Origin of the sequence: Geomonas anaerohicana (assembly GCF_016458305.1) — a bacterium.
In the GTDB taxonomy this organism is placed as follows: Bacteria; Desulfobacterota; Desulfuromonadia; order Geobacterales; family Geobacteraceae; genus Geomonas; species Geomonas anaerohicana.
This window is the reverse complement of sequence record NZ_JAEMHL010000023.1, coordinates 15,431-30,287: the sequence shown is the minus strand read 5'-3', so window position 1 is coordinate 30,287 and position 14,857 is coordinate 15,431. Positions and strand designations below refer to the sequence as shown.

At 62.9% G+C, this 14,857-nt stretch carries 12 protein-coding genes; 4 read left to right on the top strand and 8 right to left on the bottom strand.

Annotation, left to right across the window (positions count from 1 at the left end):
- Window positions 1-229 precede the first annotated feature (229 nt).
- Window positions 230-1,102, top strand: a complete 873-nt coding sequence (locus JFN91_RS21290) for an EamA family transporter (RefSeq protein ID WP_199391154.1) — start codon at window positions 230-232, stop codon at window positions 1,100-1,102.
- 80 nt (window positions 1,103-1,182) lie between these two features.
- On the opposite strand, the gene JFN91_RS21285 is transcribed toward JFN91_RS21290, so the two are convergent.
- Window positions 1,183-1,437, bottom strand: coding sequence for a YtxH domain-containing protein (locus JFN91_RS21285; protein ID WP_236015300.1), 255 nt, complete (start codon window positions 1,435-1,437; stop codon window positions 1,183-1,185).
- 238 nt (window positions 1,438-1,675) lie between these two features.
- Here JFN91_RS21285 and JFN91_RS21280 point away from each other — a divergent pair, with 238 nt between their 5' ends.
- On the top strand, window positions 1,676-1,891 hold the full coding sequence (locus JFN91_RS21280; protein ID WP_199391153.1) for a hypothetical protein: 216 nt from the start codon (window positions 1,676-1,678) through the stop codon (window positions 1,889-1,891).
- 85 nt (window positions 1,892-1,976) lie between these two features.
- Here the strand turns inward: JFN91_RS21280 and JFN91_RS21275 are convergent, their stop codons facing one another.
- Window positions 1,977-3,413, bottom strand: a complete 1,437-nt coding sequence (locus JFN91_RS21275) for an aminotransferase-like domain-containing protein (protein ID WP_199391152.1) — start codon at window positions 3,411-3,413, stop codon at window positions 1,977-1,979.
- A 442-nt stretch (window positions 3,414-3,855) separates the two neighbouring features.
- On the opposite strand from JFN91_RS21275, the gene JFN91_RS21270 reads away from it, so the two are divergent.
- On the top strand, window positions 3,856-4,875 hold the full coding sequence (locus tag JFN91_RS21270) for a glycosyltransferase (protein ID WP_199391151.1): 1,020 nt from the start codon (window positions 3,856-3,858) through the stop codon (window positions 4,873-4,875).
- Window position 4,876: 1 nt separating this feature from the next.
- On the opposite strand, the gene JFN91_RS21265 is transcribed toward JFN91_RS21270, so the two are convergent.
- From JFN91_RS21265 to JFN91_RS21240, 6 genes are all read right to left on the bottom strand, one after another.
- The gene (locus JFN91_RS21265) at window positions 4,877-5,410 is read right to left on the bottom strand and encodes a DUF1003 domain-containing protein (protein WP_199391150.1); all 534 of its coding nucleotides are present in this window, start codon (window positions 5,408-5,410) and stop codon (window positions 4,877-4,879) included.
- Window positions 5,411-5,538: 128 nt separating this feature from the next.
- Complete coding sequence (locus JFN91_RS21260) at window positions 5,539-10,455, bottom strand: S8 family serine peptidase (protein ID WP_199391149.1); 4,917 nt, start codon at window positions 10,453-10,455, stop codon at window positions 5,539-5,541.
- Window positions 10,456-10,748: 293 nt separating this feature from the next.
- Window positions 10,749-11,453: a helix-turn-helix transcriptional regulator gene (locus JFN91_RS21255; protein WP_199391148.1), complete on the bottom strand. Its 705-nt coding sequence runs from the start codon at window positions 11,451-11,453 to the stop codon at window positions 10,749-10,751.
- 171 nt (window positions 11,454-11,624) lie between these two features.
- Window positions 11,625-11,978, bottom strand: a complete 354-nt coding sequence (locus tag JFN91_RS21250; protein WP_199391147.1) for a helix-turn-helix transcriptional regulator — start codon at window positions 11,976-11,978, stop codon at window positions 11,625-11,627.
- Between the two features lie 45 nt (window positions 11,979-12,023).
- Window positions 12,024-12,554: a permease gene (locus JFN91_RS21245; protein ID WP_199391146.1), complete on the bottom strand. Its 531-nt coding sequence runs from the start codon at window positions 12,552-12,554 to the stop codon at window positions 12,024-12,026.
- Window positions 12,551-13,024, bottom strand: coding sequence for a permease (locus JFN91_RS21240; protein ID WP_199391145.1), 474 nt, complete (start codon window positions 13,022-13,024; stop codon window positions 12,551-12,553). Before JFN91_RS21240 ends, JFN91_RS21245 begins: the two co-directional genes overlap by 4 nt.
- A gap of 198 nt (window positions 13,025-13,222) precedes the next feature.
- Here JFN91_RS21240 and JFN91_RS21235 point away from each other — a divergent pair, with 198 nt between their 5' ends.
- Window positions 13,223-14,848: a methyl-accepting chemotaxis protein gene (locus JFN91_RS21235; RefSeq protein ID WP_199391144.1), complete on the top strand. Its 1,626-nt coding sequence runs from the start codon at window positions 13,223-13,225 to the stop codon at window positions 14,846-14,848.
- The last annotated feature ends 9 nt before the right edge of the window (window positions 14,849-14,857 follow it).

Sequence of the window (14,857 nt, the reverse complement as noted above, 5' to 3'; positions counted from 1 at the left end):
CTGATCCAGTGATCGTGCCCGAAGGACTGTCATAGCACCTCAAGGTGCTACTGTGGCCCTTCTTCCTGCCGGCTCATGTATTCGGTTGCAAAGAACGTCGTTGCTGCGGAGTCCAGCTTTATAGCAAAGCACATCCTGAGCGTCAACGATTTAATGAATAAAATTCTCTAACATAAAAAGAAAGCCGAAAAGATTCACTTTCTCAACCCGCCTCGGTTATACTCCGGCCATGTCCAACCTAGCCTTCGCCCTCATCATCTTTTCCGCCGTCATGCACGCCACCTGGAACACCCTGGTTAAACAGAGCCGGCACAAGACGGTATTCATATGGTGGATGTTCATCGCCTCGATGTTCCCCTTCACCGCCATCATCGCCATCGTGAACGAACCGTTCCACTGGCCCGGCCCACACACCCTGGCCATGATCTCCATCGGCTCAGTCAGTTTTGTCCTCTATCACCTGCTCAACGGCCGCGCCTATCGCGACGGTGACCTCTCCATCATCTACCCGCTTTCCCAGACCTCTATGGTGTATGTCCCGATCTGGGGTGTCCTGCTGCTGGGGGAGCGGCTTTCCCTGGTCGGGGTCTGCGGCATACTCCTGGTCATCTTCGGCACGTTTTGCGTCCAGATGCAAAGGGTGTCGCTGGCCGAGGTCGCCCGCCCCTTCCGCGATCTCAAAAGCAGCGCCGTTCGCGCCGCCCTCCTGGCCGGCTTCATCTATTCCATCGGCTCCATCGCCGAGAAGACCGGTGTCAGGGATTACCCGCCCGTCTTCTTCACCTACTTCCTGGTCATCGCCATGTTGTGCCTGATGACGCTCAACCTGTGCCGCCCCAAGTACCGCGACCTCATTGCCGAGGAATGGCGCACCAACTGGCGTCTGATCCTGTGGAGCGGCCCTACCGTCATGCTCTCCTTTCTCAGTTTCCGCTACGGCCTCAACATGGCCCGGGTCGGCTACGCCGTCCCGGTGCGCCAGGTCAGCATCATGGTCGGGGTTCTGATCGGGATCTTTTTCCTGCGGGAGTCCTTCGGCAGGATGCGCCTCATCTCGGCCGCCCTCATCGTGGCCGGGGCCGCCCTGATCCGGCTCGGTTAAGGCAAAGAAAGGCCCGCGGCTGGTACAACCGCGGGCCAAATTCTTTAGGTTAGCTGCAGAAGGGGGAACAACCTCTCTCTTTAACGCAGGTGCATGAACTTACCGGCCTTCCCGCTCATGCTGGTCATACTGTCGGCCAGTTCATCCATCCGGTCACTCAGATCGCGCATCATCCGGTCGCTCTTATTGCTGATCGACTTCCCCATGCGCATCATTTTCTTGCGGCTCTTCTCGCCTGCGCAGGGAGCAAAGAGAAGCCCCAGACCAGCACCGAGCACCCCGCCGCCAACCAGCATCATCAGGCCTGTCATCTGTCTCTTCATCCTTTCTGCCATGATAGCGCCTCCTTTAGGACGATATCTACTGATGACTCATTTTACCGCTCTTCAAAATGCGAAGTCCATCCGGAAATATCTGCTCCATTCATGAACTTCACGGCAACCTCATGTTCCTGCTGCACGTTATGTATTCAAGATGGACAACGAATAACGTTAGGTGTTAGAAAATATCACAGTTGCTATTGATCTTTTTGGTTGTATGTTTACGTCATCATTCTTCAAGGAGCGGCCCGCCATGCTACTGGAACGACTGATCGAAAAGGCAAACCAGAAGCCCGAGTACGATTGGGATGCGTATTACCAATGGTTCTTCACCGAACAGGCGGGGCACGAGGTAAGCGGCTATACCTTCTGGGAGTGCAAGAAGTGCCTCACCATCAATATACTCTATCTTCCGGCGCGCTACGGAAAATGCCGCTGCTGCTCCCTCATCCACCTGACATCCTCATAACGCTCATCCAGTTACACCCCTTTCCTCTACCATACCTGGGACTTTCAATTCCTGAACGGCACCGTTACGTCGGCAGATCAAAGATCTACAACATCTCCTTGACCAGATTCCCAAGGGTTTCGATGCCGCGCTCGGCTTTTTCATCCCAGAAAGCGGTCGATAGTCTGATGAAGTTCCGGTACTTGCCCGACAGGGAGAAGATGGCACCCGGGGTGATGCTGATACCCCGCTCCAGGGCGCGGTGGAACAATTGCACCGAGTCCACCTGCTCCGGCATTTCAATCCAAAGCATGAACCCCCCGGCAGGGCGGGTCATCCGCGTCCCCTCAGGAAAGTGGCGCACCACCGCGTCGGTCATCTGCGACGCGTACTTGGCGTACAGCCTCCGGATCGCCCGCAGGTGGTGGTCATAGCCTCCGGTGGCCAGGAATTCGGCTATGCCCAGTTGCGTCGGCGAGGCGGTCGCCAGGTTGTTCATCATCTTGAGCCGCTCCATCTCCGCCTGGAACCTGCCGCCGATGGCCCAGCCGACGCGGTAACCGGGAGCAAGGGTTTTGGAAAACGACGAACAGTAGATCACCAGCCCCTTGCGGTCGAACGACTTGGCCGCGACGGGGCGCTGCTGCGCAAAAGTGAGGTCCCCGTAGATGTCATCCTCGATAAGCGGGATCTCGTGCTGCGCCAGGAGCTGGACCAGCTCACGCTTGCGCTCGTCGGGCATCACGGCCCCCAGGGGATTGCTGAAGTTGGGGATCACCAGGCAGGCGCTGATCTTGTTGTTCTCGATGGCGTAGCTTAGGGCCTCGATGCTGATGCCTTCGCGCGGCGTGGACGGGATCTCCAGGGCCTTCAGCCCCATCTCGGCGATCAGTTGCAGGAAGTTGAAGTAGAAAGGGGATTCGACCGCGATGGTGTCGCCGGCCTTGCAGGTGGCCCGCAGGGCGAGCTGCACCGCCTCCACGCAACCCGAAGTCACCAGGACCTGGTCTGGACGGACGCTGACCCCGTGGAGCAGGGAGCGCTTGGCGATCTGGGTGCGCAGCCGTTCGCTGCCGGGCGGCATCATGTAGGAGATGCTCTGGGCGCCGAAGCGCCTCATTTCTGCGGCCGTTATCCGGTTCAGCTTGTCCATCGGGAAGTGCTGCGGGTTCGGCACCGCGCTCGCCAAGGGGAGGAGTTCCGGCTTCATCAGGTTGCGGATCACCAACTCGCAGAGATCGCTGAAGGTCACTGCAGTCGGCTGCAGGCGCGGGTTTTTCGCCAGTGGCTGCGCCGTGATCTCGGGAACCTTGGGGCAGACGTAGTAGCCCGATTGCGGGCGCGCCTGGATCACCCGGCGGTCTTCGAGCACTGCATAGGCCTGCATGACCGTGTTGATGCTCACGTTGAGCTTGGAACTAAGCTGCCGTATCGAGGGGAGTCGCTCCCCCACGCGGAATGTTCCACCGTCGATGAGCGAGACGATCTCGCTTCCGACCCGCTCGTACAGCGGCCTGCACTCTCTCACCATTTCCAAGGCCATACCACCTCCACCCGTCCTTGCCTGCCGTGCGTGCCGCGCGGAAGGGCTGTCGTCGTCAGAAGCTGCCAACTCTTGAAAGTTACAGGCCAACTGTACCGTATAACCGTCACTGGCCACAGTCACAGTTGTGCTCATTTCAAAAGGGTACAGTTATCATAAACGGCAACTGTAACCATTACAATCCACAATTACTGAACCAGTACTGTGGTGTGCCTGACGAGTTTTTGTAACTCAGAGTTAGGGGGATCACTGAGTATCGGTTTTCTCAAAGCGCTACAGGTGAACCCGCGTTCCCCCCTTTTGCGAAGGGGGGACAGGGGGGATTTGCTTGTTGGTAGACGCCCCGCTTCCCCCTGGTCATCAATTGGCAATTTTATTTTTGTCAGTAGGTGTCAACTGCTGGTAAGGTGCCCGGGTAACATCAAATGGAAGGATCTGAAATATGAGTATAGTGTCCACCATCCCGCCCCTCTCCATACTGATGCCGGTCCGAAACGAAGAAAAGCACCTGCCGGCGGCGCTCGCCTCGCTGTCGGCGCAAAGTTTCCGGGACTGGGAACTGGTAGTCGTTGACGACGGCTCCACCGACCGCACGTCGGATATCCTGGCGCGGGCCGCAGCGGCCGACGCGCGGGTCCGGGTGCTGGCGACGGGTGGCCAGGGGCTGGTGCCTGCCTTGAACCTGGGCCTTGCCGAGTGCCGGTCGGAGCTGGTGGCACGCATGGACGGCGACGACGTCGCCCACCCGGACCGACTGCAGGCGCAGGTCGCGTTCCTTGCCGCTCACCCCGAGGTGGGGCTCCTGGCGACCAACTTCCAGCACTTCCCCCGGCGCCGCATCGGCAGCGGCATGTTGGGCTACCAGCAGTGGCAGAACTCGCTTTTGAGCCACGAAGCCATCCTCGCCGATATCTTCGTGGAATCGCCTTTCGTGCACCCCAGCGTCATGTACAGGAAAGAGTTGGTGCTGCAGGTGGGAGGCTATCGTGACATGGGGTGGGCCGAGGACTACGACCTCTGGCTGCGCCTGGCGGCGGCCGGGACCCGCTTCGCCCGCCTTCTCGAAACGCTCTTCTTCTGGCGCGAGCGCCCGGAGCGGACCACCCGCACCAACCCCGCCTACGCGGCGCAGGCGATGCGCCTTTGCAAGCTGCACCACCTGCTGCAGGGCTTTCTCAAGGGGGAAGGGAGCGTGATTCTGGCGGGAGCGGGACTCGAGGGGCGCGCCTGGTACCGGATATTGCACGAGGTGGGGATCGGGGTCGAGGCCTGGCTCGACGTCGACCCGAAGAAGATCGGGAGGCAGTTGCACGGCGCGCCGGTGCTGGCGACAGGGGATCTGCATCCCACCGGCACCAAGCTTTTGATGACGGTGGGAGCCCGGGGGGCGCGTGCCGTGGTGCGGGAGAGCACCCGGCAGGCGGGCTTCATAGAGGGAATCGACGCCGTCTGCGTCGCCTGAGCTACTCCTCCTTCTTCTCCTGCTCGACCTGGTCCATGGTGTCCAGCACCTTCTCGGGCTGCACATCCTTGGTCAGTTCCTCGAGCTCCGGGTTCCTGGACTCCTCCACGCCCAGCTTCTCTCCGATGGCGGTCAAAAGGGTAATGATCCTGGTCACCTCGTGCTCCGCCAGCAGGTCGATGTGCAGGTTCAGCTCGGCGCGCCGGTCGGCCGACGCCTGCATGCGGTTCTGGCTGATGAGGACGAAGGTGGAGAGAAAAATCGCCTCCACGGAGGCGACCATGGCGAGGATCACCAGGGTGGGATCGAAGCGGGGCAGGGTGGTAAGCCAGCCGACGTTGATGAGGATCCAGGCACCGAAGAGGACCAGGTGGATATAGACGAAGGGCATGCTGCCGGTGAAGGAGGTGATGGCGTCGGCCAGCCGCTCCTGCGCTCCCTTGCTGCGCTCCTCGGCTTGGCGCCGCTCCAGGAGAGCCGCAATGTTGCGGCTCACCACAGAGGCCATTGCCTGGTCGGATTCCGGCTGCCGCATCGCTCCCCCCACGTGCGGAGCCCACCCGGGTGGGCTCAACCCGGAAACACTACCAGTACATGTTGCCAAGTCAATGAAGCGCCGCGGGCTCCCCTGCCCGCGGCGTTCTGTTTTGCCGCCGCCTCCCCTTAGAGCGTCACGACGCACGGGGCAGGAGACGTGAGGTAGCCGCTTTCCGCATAGCCGGTTTTGGTCGCCTTCACCCGGAAGCTGTAACTGCCGCTGGTGGCTGTGCTGAAGTAGACGTAGTTGCCTGTCCCACTGTAGGCGGGCAGCCAGGCTCCGCCATCGCGGCTGTACTCTACCACATACGTCACGCCGGAGACGTTGCTGTTGCCCCAGGCGATCTGGAACCTGCCGGTGCTGTTGGTTGCCGGCACGGTTATGGACGCGGGGGCGGCACAGGCCAGGAAGACCGTGCAGGGGGTGGCTGTCGCGTAAGGGCTATCGGCATAGCCATTCTTCACGGCCTTGACCCGGAAGACGTAGCTGCCGTTCAGCGTCACGCTTGGGTAGGCGTAGGTGCTGGTACCGCGGCTGACTTCGGTCCAACCGCCGCCGTCACGCTGATGCTCGAGGACGTAGGTAACACCAGCCACGTTGCTGGTTCCCCAGTTGATCTGGATCTTCCCGGTGCTGTTGGAGGCGGGGACGGTGATGGTGGATGGGGCGGCGCAGGCCAGGAAGACCAGGCAGGGGTTGGCTGCCCCGGTGTAGGGGCTGTCGGCGTAGCCGGTCCGGACCGCCTTGACCCTGAAGCTGTAGCTGCCGTTGTCGGCCACGGTCGGGTAAGCGTAGGTGCTGGTACCGCGGCTCATCTCACTCCAATCCCCGCCGTCGCGGCGGTATTCCAGCACGTAGGTCACGCCGGAGATATTGCTGCTTCCCCAATAGACCTGGAATTTGCCGGTACTGTTGGAGGCGGGGACTGCCAACGATGACGGGGCGCCACAGGCGAGAAAGACAAGGCAGGGGTTAGCACCCACGGTGTAGGGACTGTCCACGTAGCCGCTCTTCACTGCCTTGACCCGGAAGCCATAGCTGCCGTTTTGTGTCAGTGTCGGGTAGGCGTAGGTGCTGGTACCGCGACTGAACTCGGTCCAGTCGCCGTCGTCGCGCCGATATTCCAGGACGTAGGTCACACCGGAGACGTTGCTCCCCCCCCAGGTAAGCTGCACTCTGCCGGTGCTGTTGCTGGCCGGAACGGCTATGGAGGCCGGGGCGCCGCAGAGTAACACCACCGTGCAGGTGTTGGCGCTTACGGTGTAGGGGCTGTCGGCATACCCGTCCTTCACCGCCTTTACCCTGAAGGCGTAACTGCCGTTTTGGGTCACGGTCGGGTAGGCGTAGGTGCTGGTGCCGCGGCTTGTCTCGGTCCAGTTGCCGTCGTCGCGGCGCACTTCCAGCACATAAACCACGCCCGAGATGTTGCTGGTCCCCCAGTAGACCTGGAACCTCCCGGTGCTGTTGCTGGCCGGAACCGTCATGGAGGCCGGGGCGCCGCAGGTCAGGACCACGGTGCAGGGAGTGCCGGATACCACATACGGGCTGTCCTCATAGCCGCTCTTGACGGCCTTGACCCTGAAGGCATAGCTGCCGTTTTGCGTCACGCTCGTGTAGCTGTTGGTGCTGGTGCCGCTGTAAATCTGGCTCCACTCCCCACCATCGCGGCTGTACTCCAGGACGTACGTCACCCCGGTCACGCCGCACCCCCCCCAGGAGACCGTGAATTTCCCGGTGCTGTTGCTGGCCGGTACGCTGATGCCGCCCGGAGCAGGCAATGGCAGCGCGGGAACCACGAGGGCAGTACCGACCCGGCAGTTGTTGGTTTCATCCTCTTCTTCTACCTGGTTGCTGTAGTCGGCGCAGGCAACCAGGTGGAAGGTGCCGCCAGGCAGGGAAGCAGGGATGGAAACCTGGGTGCTGGCGCTGACACAGCTTCCCGCGGCCAGAGGTGCAGTAAGGCTGCGGCTGCCGACAAAGCGATCGTCTGCGGAATAGGCAGCATCGGCGGAGAGCACGAATGCCACCTGGAAAGAGGTCGTGGCACCCGGTCCGTTGTTGCAGACGGTGTCGGTAACCGTGATGCTCCCCCCCTGGACTGCCGTGGGCGGCCCAGCTACCGACTGCACCGTCAGGTCCCCTTTGGCCAACCGGGTCACGGTGAGATCCTGGTTTTTGGTGTTACCGAGTGTGTCGCTGGCAAGAACGCGAAAGAGGTTGTCTCCCAGCGCGAGCGGCAGCTCCACCTCGAAATAGCCGTCGCTGGACCGGTAACTCGCGGCAACGCCATTGACGGTTACCGACGCCACCCCGGAGGGGTCGGTGCTGGTCCCCGAGATGACCGTGGTGGTACGGTAGGTGGTGCTTCCGGTGGAGGCGGTGGCCAGCAGCGACGGTGGCAGGCTCAGGGTAGCGAAGCTGGTGCTGCAGGTGGAGGAGTTGCCCGCCTCGTCGGTCGCGGTGACGGTAACGTAATAGCCGCTCGCCTCCCGGAGCGCGGCAAGTGTCATCTCGTGCTGCGTGAGCAGCCTTTTGTCGGTGACGCTGGCGCCCAGGGCCGGCGTCGTCCCGTACCCGAGCAGCGTCCCTGACGGTTCATCGGTACGCCACACCACGGTGGCGGTGGTGTCCGTTTTCGCGCTGACGCCGAGCCCGGAGCAGACCGGCGGCACGTTTTCCACCACCGCGCTCGCCGTCACAACGCCCCCCCTTCCCGACCCGTCATCGGCGTCCAGGTAGCTGACGGTAACGGTGTCGCTGCCGTTTACCTGCAGCACCCCATCGCCCGACAACACGGGCGGCGCTGCCAGACTAAGCTGACCGGTAAAGATTGCGCTGTCGGGGGCGGTTTCCCGCAGGGACACCATTTCACCGGCAGGTTCACCGGAACTGGTCACCCTGATCGAGACCTGCTCCACGGCCAGGTGGTCGCGGTCCAGTCCCGTGTCGACCAACCGGACCTGCATCGTCGACCCGGTACGGTAGCTCTTGCGGTCGAGGCTCACCGTACCGCGCTGGCTTGCGCCGACGACTCCGGTGACGACCAGGGCGAACGGCTGCGGTCCAAGCGGCACGTTGTAGCCGGACACGGTGACCCGGTACATCCCCGCCAGCGGAGCCTTGACCAGCACCTGTTCCTCCACGTTCAGCCGGTCGGCCGCGCCACCCGGCACCGACTCGCCCGCAGCGAAGGCGTTGCCCGCCAATCGCGTACCGTCCGGTGCCGTCACCGTGAGGTCCAGGTCGTTGACCAGAGCTTTCGCCGCCCCGATCGCGCCGGGGTAATCAGTCCACGCCAGGGTGACCTTGAAGGGCTCTCCTCCTGCCACCGGGAATTCTGCGTCCCACGTCCCTCCGGTCGCGAGTCCTGTCTCGTTGTTGACCACCGCCAGCTTGCCGGCCTCGACCGAAAAGGGGAGCACCCGGTCCAGTTGGATCCGTCCCCACCCCTGTCCCGGGGAGGGGATCGCCCCCTCGGTCCCGGAACCGGTCATATCCTGCGCGCTGTTGATCAGCACCGCTTTCACCAGGGCGCCCGAGGGGAAGAAGGCGTTGGCAGGGGTGGGGGTGCCCAGGGGGTAATAGCCGAGGGTGAAGTACTGGCGCACCAGGGCGGCCGCACCGGCTACGGTCGGGGTCGCCATGGATGTCCCGCTCATGGCCACGGTGCCGCTGTTGAAGCTGTCCTTGACCCCGTCGGAATCGGCAGATACCAGGTTCACCCCCGGCGCGGTCAGGGTCGGTTTGATGCGGCCGTCGGCCGTAGGTCCCCTGCTGCTGAAGGAGGCCAGGTTCTGGGCTGTGCTGCCGTTGTAGCTCGCCCCCACGCTGATCACGTTCTTGGCGTTGGCGGGACTCCCCACCGTGGAGAGTGCGGAGCCGGAGTTGCCGTTGGCCACCAGCACCAGGAACTCCTTGTGCTCCCACAGGAACCGGTCGGCGCTTTGGGTGAACAGGCTGTAGTTCCGGTCGCTGTTCCCCCAGCTGTTGCTGTGCAGACGCGCACCTGCCTGGTAGGCACGGCCGAAGAGCAGGCCGAGATCGTCGGGGGGATAGACATAACTGCTCGCCCCCGGGGTGAGGTCCTGCAGGAAGAGCTTCGCCTTGGGGGCCATGCCGTTGGCGCTGTCCAGCCCGTCCACCGGGGTGCGGTCCCCGGCCAGCGTTCCGCAGACGTGGGTGCCATGCCCGGGATAGGCGCTGTCGTAGTCGTCGCCGTAGGTAGTGTCGTAGCCCACCAGCTTGCGGTGCGCCGCCCCGATCGCGGTGCCGGCCGGATCGCGGATCCAGGGGGTGTCGTAGTCCAGCCCCGAGTCCCCTACCCCGACGGTCTCCCCTTCGCCGTAGATCCCCCTGTCCCAGATGGAGAGGCGGCCGGGGACGTTGCTCTGGATGACCCAGCGGGCGTTGTCGTTGAAGAGTTCCATCTCGAAGTGCTCGCCCACCCAGAGGACCTGTTCCAGCGCGGCGATCTCAGCAATGACCCGCGCCTCCGCCCGCACCCTGACCGTGTCGCGTCCCACGTCCAGCAGCGCCACTCCCTGCCGCCGCAGTTCCGACAGGACCGCCGTCAGCGACGCCGGGTTATCGAGCTTCAACTGCAGGGTCACCGGCTCGCCCGGCGCGGTCTGCAGCGCCATCTCGCGCAACTTGCCATTCATCTTGTGGCCGGGATGGAAGCGGGTGACCCCCTCGATAAAGGAAAGTGCCAGCACCTTCTTTCTGGTCGCGTCATCCATGCCGGCCAGGAAGGCGAATTCCGGCAGGTAATCATCCAGATGCACCCCCAACCGTTCCACGGTTCCCCGCTGCTGTTCGGTAATCGGGCCCCTGAACTGCAGCACCCACAACCGCGCACCCCGCTCCGAGCGTGCCTGCAGCGCCGCGGGGACGGCACCGTCGCCGGCTCCCCCCACGGCGAGGCCATTTACGTTAACCTGGTGCCTCACGGTATCTTTGGCCCAGCATGTGGGTCCTTGTGGGCTGGTGAGGGAAAGGATGGAGAGAACTACGAACGAGGCAAGCACCTTCTGACCGCACATGGCATCCTCCTGTCTCTTTTGGTGTTCCCGGCGACCATGCGCTGCCGTCCCAAAATAGAGGCATATCAAGTGCTGAAGACATCAAGGTTTCATGCTGTTCTTTTGCGTTGGAGGGTCCCTCCGCAAGGTGGCGACAGACGCTGCTGATGTTACTGGGCCGATTGTACATCCAGGCTTCGAGAGGAATAAATACGAGGATTGGAGTATTTGCTGCGGTATATTGCTCCCCCCCGGCTCCTACGCAGGATGACGTAGCCGCGCCGGTTTCCTACGCGCCATGGGGCGGGCAATCTTCAGTTCCGGTACTGGGGCAGGAAAAGGGAATCAGCCGCCCAGACCGCGGCCTCGAGCCGGCTGGAGACGTTGATCTTGCGGAAGATGTTGTTGAGGTGGGTGCGCACGGTGTGGGGGCTTATGAAAAGGGTGTCCGAGATGCACTTGTTGGTGGCGCCCGCAGAGAGCAGCCCCAGGATCTCGACCTCCCGGTGGGTCAGACTGTGCTGCACCATGTCGTGCGCGACGACCTTCCTGCGTCGGTGGGCGAAACCGTGCTCCAGGATCACCTCGGTCATCATCTGGCGCGAGATCCACAGCCCCCCCTCGAAGATCGCCGCCAACCCCTTCAACACGGTCTGCACCGAATCCTCGGCATAGAAGAACCCTTGGACTCCGACCTCGATGGCCTGTTTCTCTATCCTGGCCTGCCGGTCGAGGTTGAAGAGCACCAGTGAGATCTCACAGGGGAGTTGGCCCATTTTGAGTTGCAGGGATTCGCTCAGCGCCTTTTGCTGCAGCTGAAAACAGTCGTAGAGCAGGGCGATGCGGCAGGGGAAGGTTTGCTGATGGCAGAGGATGAAGCTGTCCAGGCTGTCCATGACGCAGCAGCTGCAGATGCTGTAATTTTCAATGAAAGTGGCCAGGAGGGTGTTCTGAAAATGGTTGGGGCCGACGATCACTACTCGAGAATCGGTGCTATTGGCGAGGGAGTCTTCACTCATAGCGCACCTCCTACCAAGTATCAGGCATCTGCCCGGCTCTTCCTGATCCCAAACCGCATACGCGCGCGACGCTCACCAGACTAGCAGCAGCTTGGCCACTGTCAAGAGCCGGCATGGTGATCTCGCACCTGCGCCCTCTCTGATATGCTGGGATTCTATCAGCAGCGTCATTCACACCTTCCTGTGACTTCTGACTTCCGCATAGGTATCGAGGAAGTAGCGCAGGTTCGCCATGCGCATCTCGATGTCTTCGCGCCATCCCTCCAGTTTGTCCCACCCCGCTTGCGTCAACCGGTACACCCTGCGTGCCGGGCCGCTGCCGCTGGTATCCCAGCTGGAGACCACCTGGGCCTCGTCCTCGAGCTGCTGCAGGGTGCGGTAGACGGCGGCGCTGTCCGGTTTGAAGAGCGGGATGCGCTGCGACAGCACGTTGAGGACGGCGCCGCCGTGGATGGGCTCCTCGGCCAGGGCGAGCAGGATGAAGGCCGGGAGGTGTCGGTACTGTTGCTTTCTTCTGGGAGGCATCTTGGTTCCTTTCTCGGTTACGGCTCCCGCACACGGAAGGCGCGGTCAGGCCCCGGCGGCGCCGGTCTCTTCCTCCAGTTCCCGTTCCGGCATGAGCCGCTCCATCAGGTAGCCGCAGGCCAGGATACAGGGAACCGTGAGCATAAGCCGCAGCAGGGCGAAACGCAGGCTGATGAAACTGCTCTCCATCAGGATCATGGGGATCTTGATGGCGCCCCAGGTCCCCAGGAAGATGACGATGTTGGCCAGCCGTGCCCCCTTTTTCCGCAGCGACACCGCCACCGGGAAGGCGGCGTAGAGCGGACCGGCGGCAGCGGTCCCCAGCAGCATGGCGACCCCGGCGCCCACGGCGCCCGAATCGGGTCCCAGGTGCGCTTCGACCAGCCGGCGCGGCACCCAGACATCCAAAAGCCCCATGAGCACCATGACCGGGGGCACTATCGAGAGCACCTCCAGGAGAAAACCGGTGGAGTTGAGCGCGGCAAGCCGCGCCGTCTCCGGCTGCCACAAAGACAGTGCCAGGTTGGCGACGAGCACGGTGAAAAAGAGCCTGTAGTCCGCGAGCTTCTCTCTCACAGCAGCACCCCCATGGCCACTCCGATGACGATGGCCACCACGAAGCTCAGGGCCTGCCGCAGCAGCGTGAAGCGCTTCCCGAAGCACGAGATCTCCATGGGTGCGGTCATCACCCCCACCATGGTCAGGGTGGTGACGAAGGTGGCCAGGCTGGCGGGGGCGGCCCCCAGCTTGAACAGCGACCCCACCAGCGCGAAGGCGATCGGCGCAGGCATGGTCACGATGGAGCCGATGGCCGCCACCAGGCTGAAGCCCCCGATTCCGCCGTGGCTGAACAGCTTCCTGATCACCTCCGGCGGGACCAGGGCAAGCACCAGCCCGATCAGGACCACCATGCCCAGGATGCGCGGGGCCAGCCCGTGCAGGGACTTGGCGCCGATACGCAACGCCCGCTTCGTCTTCTCCGGGTCCAGCCGCCAGGACACCAGTACGGCCAGCGCCGTCCCCCCATACAAAACCGCCGACATCATGACTTTCCCCTCCACTGTCAAAGCCGGGTACAATACTGTTAAAAACAGTATGATGTTTTCTACTGCAAGTCAACACTGAAAACTGGGTAAGTCAGAAGGCCCGGGTTTTTCCACTCAAGATGAAGAAACATTGTGTCGATATCTCTCATAGAAACAAGCGATGTGGCTCTGAGAGCATGAACCCAGGAGGAAACTCAAATGACCCTTTCGGGAGTCAAGCTGCGCACAAGACTCGGAATAGCCTTTGCCGTGGTAGTGGTCCTCATGACAGTGGTCGGAGGCTACTCCATCAGCAGGATGGCAGCCTTCGACGGCAAGGTCAGGACCCTGATCGAGGACAAGTGGCCCAAGACGGTGGCGCTCAACGACCTCAAGGCCCAGGTCAACGTGGTCGCCCGCGGGCTGCGCAACATGGTCATCCTCCAGGACCCCAAAGAGGTGCAAAAGGAAGAGAAGCGCATCGGAGAGTGCCTCCAGGCGGCCGACAAGCGGATCGAGGAGCTTAAGAAAGCCGCGCACAGCGACGCCGGGAAGGCGGCCCTGAAGGATTTGGTCCAGGCCAAGGAGGCCTACCAGGAGGCCCAGCACCACGTCATCGCCACCATCAGGGAAGGGGACAAGGAGAAGGCCGGGCAGGAACTGATCGGGGCCATGCGCAAGGCGCAAAGCGCCTACTTCGGGGCGATGGACAAGATGCTCTCCCACCAGGACAAGGAGATGGTGCGGGTCGGGGAGGAATCGAAGCAGATGATCAACCAGGCGCGCATGGTGGTGATAGGGCTTTTGGTCCTTGCCGTCATCCTCTCGGCCCTGCTGGCCATGATGATCGTGCACAGCATCACCGCCCCGGTCGCCGAACTGATCGCCGCCAACGACCGGCTGGCCGACAATGACCTCACCGTGACCATCACGCTGAGCGGCAACGACGAACTGGGACACCTCGCCGACTCGGCCCGCAAGGTGGTCGCCAACCTGCGCGAGATGCTCGGGAGGGTTTCAGAGAGTTCCAGCGAGATCGCCTCCGCGTCGCAGCAGCTACGGGCCACCGCCGAACAGATCGCCACCGGTGCCGAGGAGCTCGCCTCGCAGACCGGTTCTGTGGCAGTCGCCAGCGAGGAGATGGCGGCCACCAGCGGCGATATCGCCCAAAACTGCGTCCGCGCCGCCGAGGCCTCCCGCCAAAGCAGCGCATCGGCAGCCCAGGGGGGGCACGTCGTGCAGGAGACCATAGCGGGAATGGTGCGCATCGCGGACCGGGTCAAGGACAGTGCCGGGACCGTGGAGAGCCTCGGGGCGCGCTCGGAGCAGATCGGCGACATCATCGCCACCATCGAGGACATCGCCGACCAGACCAACCTCCTCGCGCTCAACGCCGCCATCGAAGCGGCGCGTGCCGGCGAGCAGGGACGCGGCTTCGCCGTGGTGGCCGACGAGGTGCGCGCCCTGGCGGAACGGACCACCAGGGCCACCAAGGAGATCGGCAATATGATCAAGGCCATCCAGGACGAGACCAAGGCGGCGGTCGGCGCCATGGAGGAAGGGGTGGCCGAGGTGGAAAAGGGGACCCAGTCGTCCCAGCAGTCGGGCGAGGCGCTGCAGATGATCCTGCAGCAGATCGGCGAGGTCACCATGCAGGTGAACCAGATCGCCACCGCGGCCGAAGAACAGACCGCTACCACCAGCGAGATCACCATGAACGTGCAGCAGGTCACCGACGTGGTGCAGCACACGGCGCGCGGCGCCAACGAGACGGCTGCCGCGGCCTCGCAACTGGCGCACAGTGCCCAGAGCCTGGAAAGCCTGGTGCGGCAGTTCCGGCTCTGAAGGCGGGCA